This window comes from Noviherbaspirillum suwonense (assembly GCF_900182955.1).
GTDB lineage: Bacteria > Pseudomonadota > Gammaproteobacteria > Burkholderiales > Burkholderiaceae_D > Noviherbaspirillum_A > Noviherbaspirillum_A suwonense.
In genome coordinates this window covers 134,394-157,435 of the sequence record NZ_FXUL01000009.1, presented here as the reverse complement: position 1 = coordinate 157,435, position 23,042 = coordinate 134,394, and the positions used below count along the sequence as shown (strand labels likewise).

The following is a 23,042-nucleotide window of genomic DNA, read 5'->3' as shown; positions in this document are numbered from 1 at the left end:
TTACGGACAAGAGTTTGGCCTTATTTCTTTCGGTACAGCATGCCGCCCACGTCGTTCGCTGTGTCTTTGGCCGCTCCCTCACCCGCGCGCGGAAGGCGGTAGAGGCGCCGCTCCCACAGCACCACGGCCAGGCCGCCGGCGCAGATCAGCGCGATGCCGGTCGCCGTCGTCAGGTCCGGCAGCTGGCCGAACGCCAGCCAGCCCAGCGTCGCCGCCGCCACGATCTGCAGGTAATTGAAGGGCGCGAGCAGCGTCGCCTGGGTTCGGCTGTACGCCATGATCTGCAACAGGTGGCCGGCGAAACCGGTAAAGCCGGTGGAAATCAGCAGCACCCACTGGGTGGCCGACAGCTCCGGCATCTTCCAGAACCAGGGCAATGCCAGGATCAGCGCGACCGAGCCGAAAATGCCGCCGTAGTAATTCGTGGTGAGCGGATTGTCGTGCGCGACCCGGCGCGTGGAAATCTGGAAAAACGCAAAGGTGATCGCCGTCAGCAGGCCCAGCCCGACGCCGATCAGGTCGAGCTGCGCGCCGGGGCGCACGACGATCAGCACGCCGGCGAAACCCATCAGCACGCCCAGCCAGCGATGCAGCCGATGCGGCTCGTTGAGTAGCCAGGGCGCCATGGCCATCAGGAACAGCGGCGCCATGAAATTCAGGGAAGTGGCCTCGGCCAGCGGCAGCCGCTTGAGCACGGAAAAGAACAGCACGGTCGACAGCACCATCAGCATGCCGCGAACCAGCTGGCGCGACAGCGACCGCGTCCGGAACAGCGCCCTGCCCTGCGACGGCAGGACAACCGCCGTCATCAGGGCCACGTGCATCAGGTAGCGCACCAGCGTCACCATCAATACCGGCATGCCCGCCAGCACCAGCCACTTGGCCGACGCATCCAGCGTGGAAAGCGTCCACAAACCGGCGACATGAAGAAGGATTCCGTTCTTATTCAATTTTTTGTTCTCTATAGGCTGCGCCGGCTTGCCGGTCCGGGGGTCCGGCAGGCGTACGCAATTATCCCAGAGCCGGGCGGCTTGCGCCGGCGGGTTCGCCCGACCGGACCAGGCCGGCCGCCTTGACGCCCTCGGGCGGCGCGAAACCGGCTGCATGCTGGTGGAGGAATTCGCGGAAGCTCTTCGCCGCCGGCGACAGTTCATAGCCGCGCTTGTAGAACAGCGACAGGTGCCGGAACACCACCGGGTTGTGCAGCGGCCGGGCCACGAGGCCGAACGGCGCAAGCAGCGGAATCACCGATTCGGGCTGCGCGGTCACGCCATGGCCCCACTGCACCATGCCGAGCGCGGTCGTGATGAAGGACACGCTATGCGCCGGGCTGAGGACCAGCGCGCTGGAATGCTTGAACAGGTCCGCCTGCAGCCTGGTCGTGAAATCCTGCGTCAGCGACACCACAGGCTCGCGCAGCACCTCTTCCCATTTGACCCGCTTGCGCGCCGCGAGCGGATGGTCGGGCCGGCAGATGAAGGTCATCCGGTCCTTCAGCAGGCTTTCCTGCACCACCTCCGGCGGCGACGGCCGCTGCGGCACGATGCCGATGTCCGCCTCGCCGCTTGCCACCCGCGCCACCGCCGGCTGGTTCAGCGAGTCGAGTATGTGCACGTCGATCGCCGGATACTGCTCGCGATAACGCAGTATCAGTTCCGGCAGCAGGGTCGACGCATACAGCGGCGTGCAGGCAACGCGCACCGTGCCGCGCTTCTTCTGCTCCAGGTCGCGCGTGCTTTCGACCGCGCGCCCGAGGTCGTCCAGCACTTTCTTCGCAAGCGGATAGAACTCGATGCCGGATTGCGACAGCACCGTGTTGCGGGTCGTCCTGTCGAACAGCCGCACCTTCAGCAGCTTTTCCATTTCCTTGATCAGCAGGCTCAGCGCCGACGGCGTCAGGTGAAGCCGGTGGGATGCCGCTGCAAAGCCACCGGCGTCGGCGACCATGATGAACGCGCGCAGCTGGCGCAGCGTGATATTCGATGTCGCATCGGCACTTCCATTCATGAGAATAACTCGCTAATGGCTAAAAATATCTAGTTTGTTTAAAGACTGCGCCGACTTTACACTAGTTTTCATGCTTGCCCCGCAGCCACTTCCGCGCTTGCGGCGTCCATTTCAATCACGGAGACCCAATGCTTAAATTCGATCCGAACCTGCGCTGGCTTTTTACCGAATTGCCGATGCAGGAACGGTACGCCGCTGCCGCAAGCGCGGGCTTTGGCGGCGTGGAAGTCGCTTTCCCCTATGCGCAGCCAGCGGCGGAAATGGCCCGCGTGCTCGACGACAACGGCCTGGAACTGGTCCAGATCCTTTCGCCGTTCGACTGGGACGCGGGCGAGCGCGGCATCGGCGCGCTGCCGGGAAGGCGGGAAGCGTTCCGGGCCAGCATCCGGATCGCCCTCGACTATTCGGCGCGGGTCGGCAAGCCGATGATCCATGTCATGCCGGGCAATATCGGTCCCGACCTCGACCCGGTCAGGTGCATGGAACTATTCCGGGAAAACATCGCCTGGGCGGCCGACGCCGCGGCCGAGGACGGCATCACGCTGATCCTGGAGCCGTGCTGCGCGGCGCGCTTCCCGGACTTCCTCTACCACCGCCTCGACGAAGGCGTCGAGGTGATCAGGGCCCTGAACCGGGATAACGTGAAACTGTGCTTCGACACCTTCCACGTGCAGATGGAAGAAGGCGCGATCGCGCAGCGGCTGCACCAGGTCTATCCATATGTCGGGCATATCCAGGTCGGGAATGTCCCCGGACGGCACGAGCCCGGCACCGGCGAGATCCATTTTCCCTACCTGTTTTCGGAACTCGAAAAGCTGGGCTGGGACCGCTGGATAGGCTGCGAATACACGCCGTCCGGCCCGACCTTCGACACGCTGGGCTGGGGCAAGCCGTACGGCATCGGCGCGCCGCGCCCGCGTTCCGGCTTCGAGCTGCCGCATCATTCGCAATGAGGGAGGAGTTCCAATGTTAAGCGCTGCCGATAACGAGATGCTGACCCGGTCCGGCCCGGACACGCCGATGGGCCAGTTCTTCCGCCGCTTCTGGCAGCCGGTGCTGCTGTCGAGGGAGCTGCCGGAAAACGACGGCGCGCCGAAGCGCGTGACCGTGCTGGGCGAAGCCCTGGTGGCTTACCGCAATACCAGGGGCGAGGTCGGCCTGGTCGATTCGAAATGCCCGCACCGCGGCGCCAGCCTGTATTTCGGCCGGAACGAGGACTGCGCGATCCGGTGCGTGTTCCATGGCTGGAAATTCGATATCGAAGGCAAGCCGGTCGAACTGCCCAATGTGCCGCCCGGCTCGCAGTATCACAAGACGATCCGGCTGAAGTCCTATCCGACGCGGGAATACGGCGGCGTCGTCTGGGCCTACATGGGGCCGCGCGAGCCCGGGGGCCGTCCGATGCCGGAAGTGCCGCAGCTGGAATTCGGCCAGCTGCCGGAGTCGCACCGCTACGTGACGAAGAAGCTCCAGGAATGCAACTGGGCGCAGTCGGTCGAAGGCGCGCTCGACACCTCGCATTTCTCCTTCCTGCACATGCCCGCACCCGGGGTGCCGTCCAATGCCAATGACGATGCGCCGGCCGACGAGAAGCGGCTGCGCTGGATACGGGAAGACCCGCTGCCGCTGTTTTCCATCCTCGAGCACGAGGTCGGCTTCGTGGTCGGCGGCGCGCGCCGCGCGGACGGCATGTCCCGTTACTGGCGCACCGCGCAGTTCGCACTGCCGTCGCACAGCACGACGCCGTCGACCTTCCCCGGCGAGACCCATTTCGGCTATACCTGGGTGCCGATCGACGACGGCAACTGCTGGATCTACACCTATGCCTGGAACCCGGACCGGCCGTTGACCGACGACGAGATGGCGAAGTTCAAGAACGGCCATGGCGTCATCGCCGAGGTCGACGAGAATTACATCCCGATCCGCAATCGCTCGAATGAATACCTGATCGATCGCCAGATGCAGAAGCACATCAACTTCACCGGCGTGCGCGGCGTGGCGGAGCAGGACGCGATGATCCAGGACAGCCAGGGCCGCATCGTCGATCGCACGGTCGAGCATCTGTGCGCATCCGATGCCGCGGTGGTCCGCTTCCGGCGCAAGGTGCTCGATGGCGCGAAGGCGCTGATGGCGGGCATCGAACCGGAGGCGCCGTTCCGGCATGACAGCTATACCCTGCGCTCGGGAAGCTGGATCGCTTCCGAGGGCGTATCGTTCGAGCAGGTGATGCTGGAGCGTTTCGGGCATCCGGCGGGGCGGGTCGCGGGCAGCAACGGCGACGGCGTCAGGCGCTGAAACACACCGGGACGGAGGCTGACCGCATGGCCAGGGCGCCCATCATGCAAAAACAACGGAGACAGACAATCATGACGCATCACAGAGTACCGTTTGCCGGCAAGGCCGCAGCGCTGGCGCTGGCGTCGATGGCGGGTGCGTTTTCCTTCTCCGGCAGCGCGGCGGCGGAAGGCTATCCGGACAAGCCGATCAGGCTGGTCGTGCCCTACGCGCCGGGCGGCTCCACGGACATCACCGCCCGCCTGATCGCGAAGTCGCTGGGCACGCGCTTCGGCCAGCCGGTCTATGTCGAGAACCGCGCCGGCGCCGGCGGCGCGATCGGGCATGAAGTCGTGGCCAGGTCGCCGGCGGACGGCTACACGCTGCTGTTCAGCGCCGCCGGGCCGCTGACCGTCACGCCCCATACCTATCCGAAGCTCAGCTACGAGCCTGTCAAGGGCTTCGAGCCCATCATGCTGGTGGCGACCCAGCCCCTGCTGCTGGTGGTCAATCCGTCGATGAAGGTGAACACGGTGGCCGAGCTGACGCGGGAAGCGGCGGCCAGGCAGGGCAAGCTGAATTACGGATCCTTCGGCAACGGCAGCGCAGCGCACCTGGCCGGCGAGTCGTTCAAGATGCAGAACCGGGTCAACATGACCCATGTCCCCTACAAGGGAAGCAGCCCGGCGTTGACGGCGCTGATGGCTGGCGAGATCGACCTGATGTTCGACGTGTTCAGCACCGCCGCGCCGCTGGTCCAGGCCGGGAAGCTGCGGGCGATTGCGATCACGTCGCAGTCGAGGTCGCCGCTGTTTCCGGACGTGCCGACGATGGTCGAGTCGGGCATGCCGAACTTCGAGGCCGGCACCTGGTTCGGCGTCCTCGCGCCTGCCGGGACCAGCAGGCAGATCGTCGACAAGCTGAACGAGGCGATGAATGCCAGCCTGACGGAAAAGGAATTGCGCAGCACGCTCGCCGCGCAGGGAGCCGTGGTGCGGGGCGGGTCCGCCGCCGACTTCGGCGCGTTCTTCGCCGACGAATTCCAGAAGATGGGTGCGCTGGTGAAGAGTGCCGGCGTCAAGGTCGACTGAGCCGAACTCGTTCCGGCAGGGCTGCGGCAACGGCTGTGATTACGGCCACTAACCGTCGGCCATGTCGCCGGCAAGCCGCTCGGCCAGGAAATCGAGCAGTGCGGCGACCCGCGGCGCCAGCGCTTCCTGGCGGTAGAACACTGCCCAGACCTGCTGCGTCCACGGCAGCGCCAGGTTTTCCAGCACCGGCACGAGCTGGCCGCTCGCGACGTCACGGCGCGTCAGGTAGTCGGCCAGGCAGGCGATGCCCGCGCCGGCCAGCGCCAGGTGGCGCACGGTCTCCCCGCTCGATGCGGCAATCGCCGGCTGCACCGCCAGCCCTTCGCCGCTGTCCTGCGGCAGCGGCCAGATATTCAGCGACGCCGGCGACGTGAATCCCAGCAGCCGGTGCCGGTCGAGGCTGGCGACGGTGTCCGGCGTACCGTGGCGCGACAGGTAGCCGGGCGACGCCAGCAGCCGCAGGCGGCTCGCGCCGAGGCGCCGCGCGTTCAGGGTCGAGTCGGCCAGCGTGCCGATGCGGATGGCGAGGTCCGCGCGCTCCTCGATCAGGTCGATCACGGTTTCCCCGCTGTCGAGCTCCAGCCGGATCAATGGATAGGCATCCATGAAATCGGCCATCAATGGCGCGACCAGGTGGTCCAGCACCGGCGTGGCGGCATTGAGCCGCACCAGCCCGGACGGCGCCAGGTGCCGCCGGGACAGCTGTTCCTCCATGTCGTCCAGGTCGGCCAGCACCTGCCTGGCCCGCGCCAGTAGCCATATGCCTTCCGCGGTCAGGTCTAGCCGCCGCGTGGTGCGCTTGATCACGCTCATGCCGAGCTGCGCCTCCAGCCGCGAGATCGCCCGGCTCACGCCCGAAGGCGTCTGCCCGAGCCGCTTCGCCGCCGCCGAGAACGAGCCGGTGTCGCTGACCGCGACGAAGGTAACCAGTGCATCCACATCCAGCATTCGTGACTCCGCGTCAAAAGTCTATTGTAGCCAGCCTGGTTTTTCTTCATCGCGCCGCGCGTCAGAATGCATGCCAGTCTGCTGTGCATGCGGCACAGCCACCCCGTTAGTCAAGCCATCCCGGCTATTTCAATGATCAAGGAGCACAACATGCCGCTCGCTTTATGGGCGCTGACACTCAGCGCGTTCGCCATCGGGACGACCGAATTCGTGATCGTCGGCCTGATTCCCACCATCGCCGCCAGCCTCGGCGTCTCGGTTCCTTCCGCCGGCCTCCTGGTCAGCCTCTATGCGCTGGGCGTGGCGGTCGGCGCGCCGGTGCTCACCGCGCTGACCGGCCGGCTTCCGCGCAAGCACCTGCTGCTGGGCCTGATGGCCCTGTTCACCGCCGGCAACCTGCTCGCATGGATGGCGCCCGGATACGAGGCGCTGATGGCGGCGCGGGTCCTGACCGGCCTCGCGCATGGCGTATTCTTCTCGATAGGTTCCACCATCGCCACCAGCCTGGTGCCGAAGGAAAAGGCGGCGAGCGCGATTGCGCTGATGTTTACCGGCCTGACCGTCGCGCTGGTGACCGGCGTGCCGCTGGGCACCTTCATCGGCCAGACGCTGGGCTGGCAGGCCACGTTCCTGGCGGTGTCCCTGCTGGGCGTGGTCGCCTTCATCGGCAGCTGGATGCTGGTGCCGAACAATATCGCCGGCAGCAAGCCGTCCTCGCTGCTGACCCAGCTGGCGGTGCTGAAAAAGCCGCGCCTGCTGCTGGTCTATGCAATGACGACGCTGGGCTACGGCGGCACCTTCATCGCCTTCACCTACCTCGCGCCGATACTCCAGCAGGTCTCGGGTTTCAAGGCGTCCAGCGTCAGCCTCGTGATGCTGGTCTACGGCGTGTCCGTCGCGGCCGGCAACATCTGGGGCGGCAAGCTGGCCGACCGCCAGGGGCCGGTCAGGGCGCTGCAGATCGTGTTCGGCCTGCTCGCAGTCGTGCTCTTCGTGCTGACCTTCACCGCATCCAATCCGTGGCTTGCCGTGCTGACCGTGCTGGCCTGGGGCGCCGTCGCCTTCGGCAATGTGCCGGGCCTGCAGGTCTATGTCGTGCAGCGCGCCGAACGTGACGCGCCGCAGGCGATCGACGTCGCATCGGGACTGAACATCGCGGCATTCAATATCGGCATTGCCGCCGGCGCATGGGCCGGCGGCCTGATCGTCGCCCATCTCGGCCTGATGGCGACGCCGTGGATAGGCGCGCTGGTCGTGCTCGGCGCGCTCGGCCTGACCACGCTGGCCGGATGGCTGGACAAGCGCGACGGCATCGCATCGGCCGGCAAGCCCGCCGGCCATGCAGCGCCGGTGCGTGCGCCGCAGCTTGCCGCGGAAGAGGGTTGATACCGCCCCCAAGTCATTGCACGTCAAACAAGGTCAATGGTTCGGACTCGAGATTCGTAGGGTGTGATAAGCGCAGCGCATTACAACACTGGTCCAATAGCTACCGGCGCCTGTTCGCGGCGATTGGTGCAATACGTGGCGCCTTGCGAACCGGAGTTGTTCTGACTGGGACGTTCAGGTCGCCAGCCTGAACACAGGCGCAAGGGCCGCCATCAGCTCGGCGCATCGGACGCGCTGACGGCGCGGGTCAATGGTTCGGTGGGCAGGTAGGAGGGCCGGGCTGTCGCGGCGTCGACGATGGCGCGGAACGGGGCCGGCGACGCCGGGTCGGTATCGCAGGTCGCGGCGGACCGGCTGCGGCCGTCGAGCGCGAGGGAATAGGTGAACTGGACCATCCGGTCGGCATAGTCTTCGCTGCGGGTCTGCAGGAAGCCGACGCTGAATGCGCCTTTCTCGTAGCGCAGGTCGGCCCGGCTCAGGCCGGGACCGGTCGTGAAGCGGCCGTGCAGCATGCTGCAGTCGTCGAAGCCCTGCGAATAATTCACGCTGGCCGACGCCTGCCGGTCGCGCCACTGCGCTGCGAACGCATTGTCGTAGATCGTGCTCTCCGCCTGGTAGCTCACTTCGAAGCGCGTGCGCACCATCGGCATCGCGGCGAGCTTGAGCATGTAGCCGGCGAGCGTGCCCATCTCGATGCCGGTGGCGGTCACGTCCCGCTGGCCCGGGCCGCCTGCCCTGGCGGTGAACACGGTGAAACCGGCTTCCGGGCGCACCCGGCTTTTCGACCACTGCTTCCGGATGCTGGTCAGCAGGCTGGTCTGCACCAGTGTCTCATCGACGCCGCCAAGGGAGGCCATCACGCCGTTCATCCGCATCTGCGACGCCGAAATCTGGATGCGCACATCGCGCCGGGGCGCGTAGACGCCGTTGAGCACCAGCTCGGACGAGCCGCTCTGGACCGTATAGACGCCGCCGATGCCCAGCTTGCGCGAAACCAGCCAGCCTTTTTCAAGCACGACCGCGGGCGCCAGTTCCTGATAGCCGTCCAGGCGCACGCCCATCACGTTGTCGAAGGATCGGTCGGTCAGGCCGATGCTGCCGGTATCGACATTGACCGCATCGGCTTCCTCGCCGCGCGCCTCGCCCGGCAGCGACGGCAGATCGCCGGCGTCGCCGCCCATGACCAGCCGGTCCTGCGCGACGCTGAAAACGGGATAAATGCAGAGAAGCGTCGCAGCGAGCGCCAGGGCCTGGGTCGGCCGGCGCAGTTCGCTTCTGCCGGTCTGGCTGCGCGAGGTGCGGGAGGGATCTTGGAAGGGTGGATTCGACATCGTGTTCGCCGCGGCTTTCCCGGCAGGCTCTCGGCGCGGAAAAATCGTGTTTGAATACTCGACAATAAGAAAGTTCCGGTCAAGAAATAAATTTAAATGGCCAGGGTTGCAGGACTGTTTCCTGGCAAGCCGCGCCCCGGAAGATGGATGCCCCTCACCGTCGGAGCGGCGGCCTTCCGGGCGCGCCGGCGCCGCCGCCACAGCGGAAATCACAGGAACAACCATTTGGTGTATTCTATGTCTTCAAATGGAGGTGAATGATGAGCGTGCCTGCAAGGAAAGAGAGTACGGCTGGGATGCCCGCCGACAAGCGGGTGCACGCGGCCGACGCGGCACTCGGCAAGGCCGGGGCCGGGAGCGCACGAAAGAAGGCTGCAACGGGAACGCGGCCTTCCCCGGCGACGGCGAAGCGGAACGACCCGGGGGCGTTCGGCCAGATCGTATCCGGCGCGCCGCTGGGCGGGTTTGCCGCGGTCCAGTCGATACGGGAAGGCTATCCGGCCGCCATACTGAAAGCCGCCAGCCGCTTTTTCGGCGTCACCGATGCGCGCATCCAGGCCATTGCCCAGGTCCCGGCGTCGACCGCGAGCCGGCTCGAGAAGAGCGCGGCGCGGATCGATGCAGCCGCCACCGAGCGGCTGTACCGGATGGGAACGGTGACGCGCATGGCGATCGACGTGTTCGAGGACGAAGCCGCCGCGGTCGAATGGATGCGCCAGCCGAATCGCGCGTTCGACAACACCGCGCCTCTGGACCTGATGGACACCGAGCCGGGCGCGGTGTCGGTGCGGCAGGTGCTCAACGCGATCGCCACGGGCGGCGTGGCTTGAGGCTGTGGCGCATCACGACCCGGAAGTGGGCGCTCGACACGCTGTGCGAAGGCGCCCGCCTGTACGGCGGCCGCTGGAATCCGATCGCCTGGCCGGTGATGTATGCCGGCGCGACCATCGAGATCTGCGCGCTGGAAAAGTTCGTCCATCTCGCCGGGTCGTCGCATCCGCCGCTGGTGCTGGTATCCATCGATGCACCCGACGATGCGTCGCTGGTCTACCGGCCGTCGATGGCGGAGCTGCCGCCCGACTGGGCCGACCTGCCGGCCCCGGCCAGCACGCAGGAGTTCGGCCGCCGGTGGATCGAATCGGCGAGCGGGCTGATCCTGTTCGTGCCCTCGGCCATCATTCCCGAATCCCGCAATGCGGTGCTGAATCCGCGCCACCCGGCGTACCGGGACATCCGGCTGGAAATCGTCCGCGACTTCGCCTTCGACGCGCGGATGTTCAAGGCCTGACGCCGGTCAGCCGCCGCTGAGCGCCCGGACCTGCGCGGTCAGCGCGCCGGCCGGGTCGGCCAGTTCCTCCAGTATCGTGAAATGGTCCTTTCCCGCCAGCGGCAGCAGTTTCCCGGGCAGGCCGGCGCGCAACGCAAAGTAGTCTTCCGACTGCCGCCGCAGTTCAGGCAGTTCGTCCGTGCCATAGGCCAGCACCAGCGGCAGCGGACTTGACGGAAGGCGCATCGGGCTCAGCATCGCCGCGTCCTCCGCGTTCAGTCCCAGCTTGCGGTTGATGTAGGAAAGCCGGATCGGCTCAAGGTCGAACACGCCGCTGATGGACAGGCCCCCGATCACGCCCGGCTCGGCCATGCTCATCGCGGTCAGGTGCCCGCCGGCCGACCAGCCCGACACCACCAGCCGGCTCGCGTCGCCGCCCAGCGCCGGCGCGTGCTGCCTGATCGCGCCGATCGCGGTCCTGATCTCGCCGACGATCTGGGCCAGCGTCGCATCCGGCGCCAGCGTGTAGCCCATCATTGCGACATGGATGCCATGGGCCAGCGGGCCGGCGGCAAGGAAGCTGAAACGCTCCTTGGCCTGCATCTGCCAGTAGCCGCCGTGGATGAAGACGAGCACCGGGCCGGGCGCGCTCGTCGGGAAATAGTCGATCCGGTTGCGCGGCCCCGGGCCGTACGGCAGGTCCAGGTGGTCCGGACAGGTTGCGCGCAACGCATCGCTGCGCTGCTGGAAATCGGCGAGGATGGCCGCGCTGTCGGCGACCGCCTGGCCGTTGTTGTAGGCGGCGTCCAGCGTCGCCTGGTCCATGCCGCGGTAGAGTTCGTTCATGTAAAGTCCTTGCCAGTCGCGTTTTCGGGAAAATCCGTTTCCGCCACGAAGGCTATCAGCCTTGCCGAAAACCTGCTTGCCATCCATCCACCTTCGCCCCTGGAGCATCCATGCCGCATCAGCGCCTCAATCCCGACAATCTCTACCGCGCCGCGGGCGACGTCTACAGCCAGATCGTGGTCTCGGCGCCCGGCACGCAATGGCATATCGCCGGCATGGTGCCGCTCGACCGGGAGCGCAACCTGGTCGGCGAAAACGACATGGCCCGCCAGGTCGAGCAGGTGATGCACAACCTGCAGCTTGCGCTCGACGCGGTCGGCGCAAGCGCGGCGCATATCGTCCGGCTGCACGTCTACACGACCGACATGGACCGCTTCATGGCCGAAGGCCGCGAACCGCTGTACCGCTTCTTCAGCGCGGCGCCGCCGGCGTCGACGCTGCTGGGCGTCGCGCGCCTGGCCGACGCCCGCTACCTGGTCGAAGTGGAAGTCTCCGCGGTTGCCGGCTGACGCCGCTGCCGGCGCCTGGTCCCGCCGGCGGCGCCGAATCCTCTTCGTTCTGTTTCCTTTATTACCATAAAGCACAATATTCTTTTTTTTCCAGGTCAACCGAAGTCTGTGCTGCTCGCTAATAGAACAGTTTCTTCATGGACTCGGTCATGCCCCTGGATCTCTTTGCCAATATCGAATTAGCCCCCATTGCATTTTCAACGGACGACCTGCAGGCGCAACTGCAGCCGTCCAGCCTCATGGGACCGGACCGCCCCGACCTGATCCGCGATGAATGCCTGGCCGACCTGCTGGAAGCCACCGCGGCCCGCTTGCCCGGCAAGCCGGCGCTGATCGACGGCGCCCGCACGCTGACCTATGCCGAGCTGGACAGCGCGGCCGACCTGGCCGCGTCGCGCCTGATCGCCGCCGGCGTCGGCGCCGGCCAGATCATCGGGCTGTGGCTGCCGCGCGGCGCCGACCTGCTGATCCTGCAGGCGGCGATCGCCAAGACCGGCGCGGCCTGGCTGCCGTTCGATGTCGAGACGCCGCCGGCCCGCATCCAGGTCTGCCTCGAGGACGCGCAGTCGCCCGGCCTGATCAGCTGCAGCGCCTCCGCGCCGCAGCTGGACGGACTGCCATGCGCGCTGTGGCTGACGGAAGACCTGCTGCAGCCCGCCGACGCGCCGCTGCGCCGCCGCGGCCAGGTGCTGCCGACCGACCCGGCCTACGTGATCTACACCTCCGGCTCCACCGGCAAGCCCAAGGGCATCGAGATTTCCCAGGGCGCGATCTGCCACTTCCTGCGCAGCGAGAACAGCGTGCTCGGCGTGCGCGAGAGCGACCGGGTCTACCAGGGTTTCTCCGTCGCCTTCGACATGTCGTTCGAGGAAATCTGGATCAGCTACCTGGTCGGCGCCACGCTGTGGATCGCGCCGCGCCAGGTCGCCGTCGACCCCGAGGCGCTGCCGCGCGCGCTGGACGAACATGGCGTGACCGTGCTGCACGCGGTGCCGACCCTGCTCGCGCTGTTCGAGCAGGACGTGCCGGGGCTGCGCATCATCAACCTCGGCGGCGAGATGTGCCCCGAGTCGCTGGTCGCGCGCTGGGCGCGCGACGGCCGGACCGTGTTCAACAGCTATGGTCCGACCGAAGCCACCGTGTCCGCCAGCATGACCACGCTGCGCGCCGGCGAGCCGGTCACCATCGGTGCGCCGCTGCCCAACTATGGCCTGCTGGTCCTCGACACCAGCACCGACGGCAGCCTGCGCCTCGCGGCGACCGGCGACACCGGCGAGCTCTGCATCACCGGCCCGGGCGTGGCCCGCGGCTATCTCGGCCGGCCCGAACTGACCGCCGAGAAGTTCATCGCCAACCCGTTCGCCTCCAGCGGCGCGCATGGACGGCTGTACCGCACCGGCGACCTGGCCCGCATCGATGAACAGGGCAAGGTGCAATGCCTCGGCCGCACCGACGACCAGGTCAAGATCCGGGGCTTCCGCGTGGAGATCGGCGAGATCGAGGCGGCCATCGCACGCCAGCCCGGCATCGGCACGGTCGCCGTGCTGCTGCGCAAGGATGACGGCATCGAGCAGCTGGTCGCCTTCATCGTGTCCGAAGGCGGCGCCGCGGCAGATACGCGCGCATTGCGCGCCGCGCTCGCGGCCAGCCTGCCGCCGTACATGGTGCCGGGCAAATACGAGGCGCTGGACGAGATGCCGCGCCTGATCTCCGGGAAGATCGACCGCAACGCGCTGCGCGCCCGCCCCCTTTCCGTCGTGGCCGACGGCGGCGGCGACCTGCCGCAGACGGCTGCCGAGACGGTGCTGTTCGACGTGCTGAAGACCCTGTTCCCCGGCCAGCCGCTGCAGCGCGACGCCGATTTCTTTTCCGACCTCGGCGGCCATTCGCTGTTCGCCGCGCGGCTGGCCTCGGCGCTGCGCGCCCGGCCCGGCTATGCGCATGTGACGGTGCGCGACATCTACCAGCACCGGAAGATCGCCGCGATCGCCGAGGCGATCGCCATTGGTCAGGCGGAGAGCCAGCCGGCGGCCAGGCCATTGACGCCGCCCATTTCCGCGCGCCGCCGCTGGACCTGCGGCGCGGCCCAGGCCATCGTCACGCCGGCGCTGATGACGCTGCGCATGGCGCAATGGCTCGCGCCGTTCTTCACCTATCACTTCTTCACCGGCGACCCGGGCGACTCGATCGCGCTGGCGGTGGGGGCGTCGGGCGGCGTCTTCCTGCTGATGACGCTGCTGGCCTTCGTCGTCTCCGCGGCCGGCGTGCGCCTGGTGGCCGGCGACCTGAAGCCGGGCCGCTATCCGCTCTGGGGCCTGACCTATTTCCGCTGGTGGCTGGGCGACCGGCTGGGCGACCTGGCGCCGACCTACCTGCTGACCGGCTCGTCGCTGTATGTCCACTGGCTGCGCGCCCTCGGCGCGAAGGTCGGGCATGACACGCTGATCGGCTCGATCACGCTGCGCGCGCCGGCGCTGCTGGAAATCGGCAGCGGCGCCAGCATAGGCAACGCGGTCAACCTCGAAAATGCGAAGGTGGAAGGCGGCGAGCTGCGCCTGGGCCGCATCACGCTGGCCGACGGCGCTTTCGTCGGTTCCTATTCGGTGCTGGAAGGCGATACCGACGTCGGCGCCGACGCGCATCTCGACGGCCTGTCCGCGCTGCTCTCCGGCATGAAGGTGCCGGCCGGGCGCAACTGGGGCGGCTCGCCGGCCCGCGACACCGGCGCGTTCGACCCGTCGGCGCGGATGGCGCGGCCCCGCGTGTCCAGCAGCCGGCTGGCCGGCGAAACGGCGTTCTTCGCCTGCGGCGCGCTGCTGGTGGCGCTGCTGTTCTTCCTGCCGGTGTTCCCCGCCTTCATGCTGATGGACTGGCTCGGCGAGCCGGGCCGCTTCACCTGGCTGCAGTCGGACAACGTGCCGGTGCAGCTGGCGCGCCACTTCCTGCTCGCGCTGCCGGCGTCGGCGGTGCTGATCATCTGCACGGTGCTGCTGTCGGTCGGCATACGCTGGACCATCCTGCCGCGCCTGAAGCCGGGCTCGTGGCCGGTGCACAGCAACATGTATTGCCGCAAGTGGCTGGTGAACCAGATCCAGGAAGCCAGCCTGAACGTGCTGCACGGCGTCTATGCGACCGTCTACTCGTCGCTCTGGTATCGCCTGCTGGGCGCCAAGGTCGGCCGCGATGCCGAGATCTCGTCGGCGCTGGGCGTGGTGCCCGACATGCTGACGCTGGGCGACGAGACCTTCATCGCCGACGCGGTGATGCTGGGCGACGAGCATATCGACGGCGGCTGGATGACCATGCAGCCGACCGTGATCTCGCGCCGCAGCTTCGTCGGCAACGGCGCCTATGTCCCCGACGGCACCGTGCTCCCCGAGAACTCGCTGATCGGCGTCCACAGCTATACCCCGCCGAATGCGCAGATGCAGTCGGGCGACTGCTGGCTGGGCTCGCCGGCGATCAACCTGCCGGCGCGCGAGGGCACCACCGGCTTCCCGGAGCGGCTGACCTTCAAGCCGTCGCGGCTGCGGCGCATCTGCCGCGGCGCGGTCGAGGCTTTCCGCATCGCCGCGCCGCACGCGATCATGACCGCGGTCGGCTACGTGGTGGTGCTTGGCCTGATGCCGGCCGCCGAAGCCGGGCGCTGGGGCGAAGTGGCGTCGGGCCTCGCGTTCGCCGGCCTGATGTACGGGCTGGGCACGCTGCTTTTCGTGGTCGCGCTGAAGTGGCTGTTCATGGGCGCGTACAAGCCCTGCACGGTGCCGATGTGGACGCCTTTCGTCTGGCTGTCCGAGGCGGTGACGAGCATGTATGAAGGCATCACGGTGCCGAGCTTCCTGCGCCACCTGCGCGGCACCCCGTGGCTCCCGGTCGCGCTGCGCATGCTCGGCTGCAGGATAGGCCGCGGCGTCTACATGGACACCACCGACATCACCGAATTCGACTGCGTGAGCATCGGCGACCATAGCGAGATCAATGCGCTGGCTTGCCCGCAGACCCACCTGTTCGAAGACCGCGTGATGAAGATCGACCATGTCACGATAGGCGAAGGCGTCTGCATGGGCGCCCGCAGCGCCGTGCTGTACGGCGCGCAGGTCCACGACCGCGCGCGCCTGGCGGCGCTGACCCTGGTGATGAAGGGCGAGGCGATCCCGGCCGACACCGGCTGGCAGGGCAGCCCGGCCGCGCCCGCGCGCGGCTGACAGCCGGCATGGCGGGACTGGTGACGCCCGTTTGGGCCGACCGCGCCGGGCGGCTGCTGCCCGTCCTGCCCGTCCCGCACGGCGCGCCGGCGGTGCTGATGGTGGCGACGCCCGTTACCACGCTGCGCGACCAGGCGCGCGCTCTGGTGCGCGCGGCGCTGCGCGCCTTCCTGGCGACGCTGGCCGGCTGTCCGGCCGAAGCGCTGAACCTGCATGCCGAACCCGGCGAGGCGCCGCGCGTCGACCATCTGTCCCCTGACGGCCAGCCGATTCACCTGTCCATCAGCCACGAGGCCGGCCTGTCGCTGGCGGCCGTATGCGTCGGCGGCAGGGTGGGCGTGGACCTGATGCGCGCCGCCGACGCGGCGATGCCGGACCGGCAGGCGATCGCGCAGGACTACCTGGGACCGGTCGCCGCGGCGAGCCTCGCGGCCCTTCGCGGCGGCGATGGACAGGCGGCGTTCGCGCGGGCATGGACCCGGCACGAGGCGGCGCTGAAGTGCCTGGGCCTGCGCCTGCAGGAATGGACGCCGGAACTGGAGCGGGCGCTGGAACAGTGCCGGGTCAGCGAACTCGCGCTGCCGGCCGGCTACGTCGGCGCCGTGGCGGTCTGCGACTGAGCACGGCGCGCCGCCGCGCCATCGCCGCATCGGGCGGCATCCTTCGCGCTTCCCGGCCTGCCGCTATACTCGGACGATTACGATCGATGAAGACAGGAGCAGCGATGCGCACCACCACACTTCCGTCCGGCGAAACCGTGCCGGTCCTCGGCCAGGGCACCTGGGGCATGGGCGAAGCGCCGGCCCGGCGGCAAGCCGAGATCGAGGCGCTGCGGGCCGGCCTGGACCTCGGGATGACGCTGATCGACACCGCAGAAATGTATGGCGACGGCGCCGCCGAGGAACTGGTCGGCGAAGCGCTCGCCGGCCGGCGCGACGAATGCTTCGTGGTCACCAAGGTCTATCCGCACAATGCCAGCCGCAGCGGCACGATCGCCGCCTGCGAACGCAGCCTGCGCCGGCTCGGCACCGACCGCATCGACCTCTACCTGCTGCACTGGCGCGGCCAGGTGCCGCTGGCCGAAACCGTGGCGGCCTTCGAGGCGCTCGTCCGCGACGGCAAGATCCGGCACTGGGGCGTGAGCAATTTCGACGTCGCCGACATGGAGCAGCTGCACAAGGCGCCTGGCGGCGCGGCGGCGGCGACCAACCAGGTGCTGTACAACCTGACGAGGCGCGGCATCGAATACGACCTGCTGCCCTGGTGCGCGCGCAAAGGCTTGCCGCTGATGGCCTATTCGCCGCTGGAGCAGAACCGGCTGCTGGACGACGGCGGCCTGGCGCACGTCGCCGCAAGGCACAAGGCGACCCCGGCGCAGGTCGCGCTGGCATGGGTGCTGCGGCACGAGCGCCTGATCGCGATCCCGAAAGCAGGCAGCGCCGCGCATGTGCGGGACAACCGCCTGGCGCTGGACCTGCGGCTGGACGACGAGGACCTGGCCGTTCTGGACCGCGCGTTCAGCCCGCCGTCGCGCAAGATGCCGCTCGAAATGCTGTGACCGTGCTCGCTGCCGCCATGCCCTGAGCCGCCGATGGCGCCCGCTCAGTCCAGCGTCATCAGGTAGGCCACCATGTCCCTGGCGTCGGCTTCGGTCACGCCCAGCACCGGCATCGCGGTCGCCGGGTCCACCGCGCGCGGGTCGCGTATCCAGTGCGCGAGGTTGGCCGGCGTGTTGGGCAGGCTGCGGGCGATGATGCGCTTCTTCGCGAGTCCCGCGAGCGACGGCCCGACCTGGACGTCCGATCCGGTGACGCCCGGTATCTCGTGGCAGGCGCGGCATGCATACTGGGTCAGCGCCAGCCGTCCGCGCTGCGGGTCGCCGTCCACCGCCGCCGGCTTGCCGCCGCCGTCGCAGCCGGTCAGGCATGCAGCCGCCAGCAGGCATGCGGCTATTGCCGTGCGGCCCGTCATTTCCCTTCCTCCATCGCCAGCGCGAATTCCTTCGACGACAGCGCCGGCAGCTTGCCGAGGAAGGCAACGACCGCCCACAGGTCGTCCTCCGGCATGCGGAATTCCCATGCCGGCATGCCGCTCATCTTGATGCCGTGGCGGGTGATCCAGTACAGCTCCTGCGGCTTCCAGCGCCGGCCCGCATCGACCAGCGGCCCCGGGATCGGCTGCATGCTCTTGCCGATGCCGGCCTGCGGCGCGCCCGGCCCGCCATGGCATTGCAGGCAATGGTCGCGGTACAGCGCCGCGCCGCGCTGCAGCATCCGGGTGTCGGCCAGATCGGGCGGCCGGATGTCGGCGGCATGATGGCGCACCGAGTAGTGCATGCCCCGTTCCAGCACCGTGTACACGGGCTGCCAGTGCTGCACCGTCGCGCCGATGCTGTACCAGCCGGAAAACAGGAAGAGCGCGCCGGCCGCGGCGGCCAGCGCGGCGGAGGCGGCCAGGGTTGCGGCGACGGTCGTCAGCACCAGGCGCTTGTTGTCGGGTCTCATGCGGGCGTCAAGCATTGCGCTTAAAAGTCGAGGTCGGCCAATGTTGCACAAGAGCGGCCCGCTGTCGCCCCATGCGGTCAAGCCCAAGCCGCTTATTTGCGTGCTTTTTCCGATTCCTTGTCGGGAACGTGGTTGCATCCGGCTGAACTTCGGCAAAATCGGCCCTGCGCGCCTGCCCCGCCGCCCTGAATTTTGCCTGGCTTCCGCCTGGATTTTGCCTGGATTCCGCCCGATTCCTTACTTGCAAGTCATCGCCATGCACAGCACACACCGTTATTCTTTATCCGCAGCCATTCCCACCGGCGCCGTGCCGGGGGACCGCGGACCGGGCTGCGCGTGACGCGCTGCATCCGTCCCCTGGCGCTTTGCATGGCGCTCTGCCTGCTGGCCGGATGCTCGCGCGACGAGCCGCAGGCGCTGCGGGTCGACGGCGGCGACCCCGTCCGCGGCAAGGCGCTGATGAACCAGTACCAGTGCGGCGCCTGCCATGCGATACCCGACGTGGCGGCGCGCGGCACCGCCGGCCCGCCGCTGGCGGACTTCTGGCGGCGCAGCTATATCGCCGGCCAGATCCCCAACCTGCCCGAATCGCTGGTCGCATGGATCGTCAATCCGCCGGCCCTGGTGCCCGGCACGCGGATGCCGGTCATGGGCGTTTCCGAAGCCGACGCCCGCCACATGGCGGCGGCGCTGTATACGCCGCAATGACGGCCCGCGCGCTCCTGCCGGCCCTGCCTGCCGCCATGCTGCTTGGCGGCTGCGCGCAGCTGCCCTCGCTGCAGTCGGTGCTGCACCCGGCCGGGCCGGATGCCGCGCTGATCACCGGCATGCTGTGGATGCTTTGCGCCGGCAGCCTGGCGCTCTTCGTCGGCGTCATGGCGCTGCTGGCGCTGAGCCTGCGGCGCGGCCGGCCGGTCGATGCGCGCTGGTGGATCGCCGGCGGCGGCATCGCGCTGCCGGTGGCGGTGCTGTCGGCGCTGCTGCTGTACTCGACCTGGCGCAGCGCGCAGCTCAGCCCGCAGGGTTCGCAGGATGCGCTGCATATATCAGTGACCGCCAGGATGTGGTGGTGGGAAGTGCGCTACCGCGACCCGGCCAGCGGGCGCGACATCCTGCTGGCCAACGAGCTGCATATCCCGGTCGGCCGCCGCGTCTACCTGGGCCTGGGCAGCGCCGACGTGATCCACAGCTTCTGGGTGCCGGCGCTGGGCGGCAAGATGGACACGATACCGGGCCGCATCAACGGCCTCACGCTGCAGGCCGACCGGCCGGGCGTCTATCGCGGCCAGTGCGCCGAGTACTGCGGCCAGCAGCATGCGAAGATGGCCATGCACGTGGTCGCCGAGAGCCAGCAGGACTTCGACGCCTGGCTGGCGCGGCAGGCCGCACCGGCTGCGCCCATCGCGCCCGTCGCACCGAATGCACCCGTCGCACCGGATGCAGCATCAGCCTCCGCCGGCAACGCGCTGCTCGAACGCGGCCGCGCGGCCTTTTTCGCGCAGCGGTGCAATGCCTGCCACGCGATACGCGGCGTGACCAGCCCGTCCGACGACGCCGGCGACGCCACGCTCGGTCCCGACCTGACCCATGTCGGCAGCCGGCTTTACCTGGCCGCCGGCGTGCTGCCCAATCACAGCGGCGCCATGGCCGGATGGATCGCCGGCGTGCAGGCCGTCAAGCCCGGCGCGCGCATGCCGTCGTTCGAGCGCCTGGACGGCGCCACGCTGTCGGCGCTGGCCGCCTACCTGGAACACCTGAAATGACGTCCATCCCATTACCCTCTTCGCTGCCGCGGCCGCCCGACGAGCTGGGCCGGCTCGAACGCACCTGGAAGACGCCTGCCGGCTGGCGCTTTTTCAGCACGGTCAACAATACCAATATCGGCCTGCTCTACATCGGCACCGCGCTGCTGTTCTTCCTGCTGGCCGGCGTGCTTGGCCTTTTGATGCGCGTGCAGCTGGCCGTGCCGGACAACACCCTCCTCGGCGCAGGCACCTATAACCAGGTCTTCACCATGCATGGCACGGTGATGATGTTCCTGTTCGCGATCCCGGTGGTCGAAGCGATCGCGGTCTACCTGCTGCCCGGCATGCTGGGCGCGCGCGACCTGCCCTTCCCGCGGCTCTCGGCCTATGCATACTGGGCGTACGCGATCGGCGGCCTGGCATTCTTCTGCACGCTGTTCGTCGGGCTGGCGCCGGACGGCGGCTGGTTCATGTACCCGCCGCTGACGTCCACCGCCTATTCGCCCGGCATGAATGCCGACTTCTGGCTGCTGGGCATCGGCTTCATCGAGATCTCGGCGATTGCCGGCGCGATCGAGCTGATCGTCGGCATCCTGTTCACGCGCGCGCCGGGCATGACGCTGGCCCGCATGCCGGTCTATGCATGGTCGATGCTGGTGGTCGGCGTGATGATCGTGTTCGCCTTCCCGGCCATCATCGCCGGCACCGCGCTGCTGGAGCTGGAACGCGCATTCGACTGGCCCTTCTTCATCGCCGAGCGCGGCGGCGACCCGGTGCTGTGGCAGCACCTGTTCTGGTTCTTCGGCCACCCGGAGGTCTACATCATCTTCCTGCCGGCGGCCGGCATGGTCTCCACGATGATACCCACCATCGCCGGGCAGCGGCTGGTGGGCCAGCGCATGGTGGTGATCGCGCTGGTCGCCGTCGGCTTCTTCAGCTTCGCGCTGTGGGCGCATCACATGTTCACCGCCGGCCTGGGCCTGCTGTCGATGGCCTTCGTCTCCGCAGCCAGCATGGCGGTGGCGGTGCCGACCGCGATCCAGGTATTCGCATGGATTGCGACGCTCTGGAAGGGCACGGTGCGCATCAACGGCCCCACCCTGTTCCTGCTCGGCTTCATGTTCATTTTCGTCCTCGGCGGCCTGACCGGCGTCATGGTCGCGCTCGTGCCGTTCGACTGGCAGGCGCATGACACCTATTTCATCGTCGCCCACCTGCACTACGTGCTGATCGGCGGCATGGTCTTCCCGGTGTTCGCGGCCATGTATTACTGGATCCCGCTGATCAATGGCCACGCGCTGTCCGAGCGGCTGGCGCGCTGGGTGTTCGGGCTGATGTTCGTCGGCTTCAACGTGGCCTTCTTCCCGATGCACCTGACCGGCCTGCTCGGCATGCCGCGCCGGGTCTACACCTATGCGCCGGATCTCGGCTGGACCGGCCTGAACATGGCGTCCACGGTCGGCGCCTTCATCTTTGCCGCCGGCGTGCTGCTGTTCTGCGTGGATGCGGCGCGCACCCTGAAGAAGGCGGCCAGGCGGCCAGGCAATCCATGGAACGCGTCGACGCTGGAATGGCTGCATTCGGAGGACTACGCGACCCGCAGCATCCCGGACATCGGGTCCGACTATCCGCTGTGGGACCGGCCGGAAATGATGGAGGAAGTCGAGGCCGGCCGGCACTGGCTCCCGGGCACGGCTACCGGCCTGCGCGAAACCATCGCGACCAGCCCGGTGGCGGGGCGGCCGCTCTACCTGATGATCGTGCCGGGCGACAGCTGGTGGCCGCTGGTGGCGGCCGCCGGCACCGCCGGCTTCTTCCTGCTGCTGACGGTCAAGCTGCACCTGCTGGCCTGGGCCTGCGGCATTACCGCCATCGCCTCGGTGATCATCTGGCTGTGGCAATCCGACCGGCCGCCGCCGCTGGCCGCCGCCCGGGTGTCCGACGACGTCGTGCTGCCGGTCGGCGCGTCTGGCCCGGTCTCGCAGTCGTGGTGGGCGACGGTGATCATGCTGGTGGTCGACGGCACGGTGTTCGCTTCCTTCCTGTTCGCCTATATCCATATCTCGATGCGCCTTCCGGTCAGCTGCCCGCCGCCGAACGCGGCCCTGCCAACGCCGGTGTGGCCGCTGCTGTCCTGCGGGCTGCTGCTGGCGGGCTCGGCCCTGATGGTCTGGGCGCGGCGTCGGCTGTCCGTCGAAGGCGGGCAGCGGGCGCTTCGCCTGGCGGTGATCGCCGCCGCCGCATGCATGGCCGCCAGCTTCGCCTGCGACATGGCCGGGCAGGTGCTGGCCGGCCTGGACCCGTCGGCGCAGGCATGGAGCGCGACGATCGGCGCAATGCTCGGCTACCAGGGCCTGCATGCGGTGCTGCTGCTGATCGTCGCTGCCTACCTGGTCGCCCGCTCCTGGAGCGGCTACCTGACGCCGGCAAGCCGGGCCACCATGGACAACAGCGCGCTGATCTGGCATTACACGACGCTGCAGGGCCTGGCCTTCGCGCTGGCGGTGAACGTGATGCCATTGCTGATGGACTGACCATGCAGGACAACCACGATTCCCTGTTCCGGAAGATGCTGCTGGCGACGGCGCCGCTGCTGCTGTGGGGCGCGCACTTCGTCTTCCTGTATGTGTTCGTGGCGGCAAGCTGCATTGCCGGCATGTCGGATGTCATGCTGGCCGGCGTCCCGGCGCAAACCGCCGTGCTGCTGCTGGAGTCGGCGGCCGCCATCGTTGCCGCCGGCGTGCTGCTGCTGCGTTCGGCACGCACGCTGAAACGGCGCGGCAGCCAGGCCCGCCTGGTCGAGATGGCCTATGCAGGCAGCGCGCTGCTGGCGCTCATCGCCATCTTGTGGGCCAGCCTGCCGGTGCTGTTCCTGCGAACGTGCAACTGATTCTGCAGCATTCGCAGGGCGACACGGCGCCGGCCGGCA

The 23,042-nt window shown here is 68.2% G+C and carries 21 protein-coding genes; 14 read left to right on the top strand and 7 right to left on the bottom strand.

The window, feature by feature from the left end; genetic code table 11:
• Positions 1–20: 20 nt before the first annotated feature.
• The gene (locus tag QOL82_RS13550) at positions 21–950 is read right to left on the bottom strand and encodes a DMT family transporter (protein WP_283442812.1); all 930 of its coding nucleotides are present in this window, start codon (positions 948–950) and stop codon (positions 21–23) included.
• A 61-nt stretch (positions 951–1,011) separates the two neighbouring features.
• On the bottom strand, positions 1,012–2,007 hold the full coding sequence (locus tag QOL82_RS13545; RefSeq protein ID WP_283442811.1) for a LysR family transcriptional regulator: 996 nt from the start codon (positions 2,005–2,007) through the stop codon (positions 1,012–1,014).
• Between the two features lie 128 nt (positions 2,008–2,135).
• On the opposite strand from QOL82_RS13545, the gene QOL82_RS13540 reads away from it, so the two are divergent.
• The 3 genes from QOL82_RS13540 to QOL82_RS13530 all read left to right on the top strand — a co-directional run bounded on the left by QOL82_RS13540 (position 2,136) and on the right by QOL82_RS13530 (position 5,372).
• Positions 2,136–2,960 (top strand): hydroxypyruvate isomerase family protein, encoded by an 825-nt coding sequence (locus QOL82_RS13540; protein WP_283442810.1) that lies wholly within the window; start codon positions 2,136–2,138, stop codon positions 2,958–2,960.
• 13 nt (positions 2,961–2,973) lie between these two features.
• Complete coding sequence (locus QOL82_RS13535) at positions 2,974–4,302, top strand: Rieske 2Fe-2S domain-containing protein (protein WP_283442809.1); 1,329 nt, start codon at positions 2,974–2,976, stop codon at positions 4,300–4,302.
• A gap of 71 nt (positions 4,303–4,373) precedes the next feature.
• Positions 4,374–5,372, top strand: a complete 999-nt coding sequence (locus tag QOL82_RS13530; RefSeq protein ID WP_283442808.1) for a Bug family tripartite tricarboxylate transporter substrate binding protein — start codon at positions 4,374–4,376, stop codon at positions 5,370–5,372.
• 48 nt (positions 5,373–5,420) lie between these two features.
• Here QOL82_RS13530 and QOL82_RS13525 read toward each other — a convergent pair whose 3' ends face one another.
• Entirely contained in the window at positions 5,421–6,320 is a 900-nt protein-coding gene (locus QOL82_RS13525) for a LysR family transcriptional regulator (RefSeq protein WP_283442807.1), read from the bottom strand.
• Between the two features lie 150 nt (positions 6,321–6,470).
• On the opposite strand from QOL82_RS13525, the gene QOL82_RS13520 reads away from it, so the two are divergent.
• Positions 6,471–7,706, top strand: coding sequence for an MFS transporter (locus QOL82_RS13520; RefSeq protein WP_283442806.1), 1,236 nt, complete (start codon positions 6,471–6,473; stop codon positions 7,704–7,706).
• 212 nt (positions 7,707–7,918) lie between these two features.
• Here QOL82_RS13520 and QOL82_RS13515 read toward each other — a convergent pair whose 3' ends face one another.
• Positions 7,919–9,037, bottom strand: a complete 1,119-nt coding sequence (locus QOL82_RS13515) for a hypothetical protein (RefSeq protein WP_283442805.1) — start codon at positions 9,035–9,037, stop codon at positions 7,919–7,921.
• 296 nt (positions 9,038–9,333) lie between these two features.
• Between QOL82_RS13515 and parS the strand changes: the two genes are divergently transcribed.
• Both parS and QOL82_RS13505 read left to right on the top strand, forming a co-directional pair.
• A complete protein-coding gene (parS, locus tag QOL82_RS13510) occupies positions 9,334–9,867 on the top strand; it encodes a type II RES/Xre toxin-antitoxin system antitoxin (RefSeq protein ID WP_283442804.1) in 534 nt (177 codons plus the stop codon).
• Entirely contained in the window at positions 9,864–10,325 is a 462-nt protein-coding gene (locus QOL82_RS13505; RefSeq protein ID WP_283442803.1) for an RES family NAD+ phosphorylase, read from the top strand. The genes parS and QOL82_RS13505 overlap by 4 nt, the downstream gene beginning before the upstream one ends.
• A gap of 6 nt (positions 10,326–10,331) precedes the next feature.
• Here QOL82_RS13505 and QOL82_RS13500 read toward each other — a convergent pair whose 3' ends face one another.
• Entirely contained in the window at positions 10,332–11,150 is an 819-nt protein-coding gene (locus QOL82_RS13500) for an alpha/beta hydrolase (protein WP_283442802.1), read from the bottom strand.
• A 110-nt stretch (positions 11,151–11,260) separates the two neighbouring features.
• On the opposite strand from QOL82_RS13500, the gene QOL82_RS13495 reads away from it, so the two are divergent.
• From QOL82_RS13495 to QOL82_RS13480, 4 genes are all read left to right on the top strand, one after another.
• The gene (locus QOL82_RS13495) at positions 11,261–11,659 is read left to right on the top strand and encodes a RidA family protein (protein WP_283442801.1); all 399 of its coding nucleotides are present in this window, start codon (positions 11,261–11,263) and stop codon (positions 11,657–11,659) included.
• A gap of 239 nt (positions 11,660–11,898) precedes the next feature.
• A complete protein-coding gene (locus QOL82_RS13490; protein WP_283442851.1) occupies positions 11,899–15,864 on the top strand; it encodes a Pls/PosA family non-ribosomal peptide synthetase in 3,966 nt (1,321 codons plus the stop codon).
• Between the two features lie 20 nt (positions 15,865–15,884).
• Positions 15,885–16,484, top strand: coding sequence for a 4'-phosphopantetheinyl transferase family protein (locus QOL82_RS13485; RefSeq protein WP_283442800.1), 600 nt, complete (start codon positions 15,885–15,887; stop codon positions 16,482–16,484).
• 104 nt (positions 16,485–16,588) lie between these two features.
• Positions 16,589–17,422 carry an aldo/keto reductase gene (locus QOL82_RS13480; RefSeq protein WP_283442799.1) on the top strand — a complete coding sequence of 278 codons (834 nt, stop codon included), beginning with the start codon at positions 16,589–16,591 and terminating at the stop codon, positions 17,420–17,422.
• A gap of 44 nt (positions 17,423–17,466) precedes the next feature.
• Here QOL82_RS13480 and QOL82_RS13475 read toward each other — a convergent pair whose 3' ends face one another.
• The gene (locus QOL82_RS13475; protein ID WP_283442798.1) at positions 17,467–17,835 is read right to left on the bottom strand and encodes a c-type cytochrome; all 369 of its coding nucleotides are present in this window, start codon (positions 17,833–17,835) and stop codon (positions 17,467–17,469) included.
• On the bottom strand, positions 17,832–18,368 hold the full coding sequence (locus QOL82_RS13470; protein WP_283442797.1) for a c-type cytochrome: 537 nt from the start codon (positions 18,366–18,368) through the stop codon (positions 17,832–17,834). Before QOL82_RS13470 ends, QOL82_RS13475 begins: the two co-directional genes overlap by 4 nt.
• A 369-nt stretch (positions 18,369–18,737) precedes the next feature.
• Between QOL82_RS13470 and QOL82_RS13465 the strand changes: the two genes are divergently transcribed.
• Genes QOL82_RS13465 through QOL82_RS13450 form a run of 4 tightly spaced genes read left to right on the top strand, consistent with a single transcriptional unit; the run spans position 18,738 to position 23,003 of the window.
• Entirely contained in the window at positions 18,738–19,076 is a 339-nt protein-coding gene (locus QOL82_RS13465) for a c-type cytochrome (RefSeq protein WP_283442796.1), read from the top strand.
• Positions 19,073–20,131, top strand: a complete 1,059-nt coding sequence (gene coxB, locus QOL82_RS13460) for a cytochrome c oxidase subunit II (RefSeq protein ID WP_283442795.1) — start codon at positions 19,073–19,075, stop codon at positions 20,129–20,131. Before QOL82_RS13465 ends, coxB begins: the two co-directional genes overlap by 4 nt.
• A complete protein-coding gene (gene ctaD / locus QOL82_RS13455; protein WP_283442794.1) occupies positions 20,128–22,647 on the top strand; it encodes a cytochrome c oxidase subunit I in 2,520 nt (839 codons plus the stop codon). The genes coxB and ctaD overlap by 4 nt, the downstream gene beginning before the upstream one ends.
• Before the next feature lie 2 nt (positions 22,648–22,649).
• Complete coding sequence (locus QOL82_RS13450; protein ID WP_283442793.1) at positions 22,650–23,003, top strand: hypothetical protein; 354 nt, start codon at positions 22,650–22,652, stop codon at positions 23,001–23,003.
• The last annotated feature ends 39 nt before the right edge of the window (positions 23,004–23,042 follow it).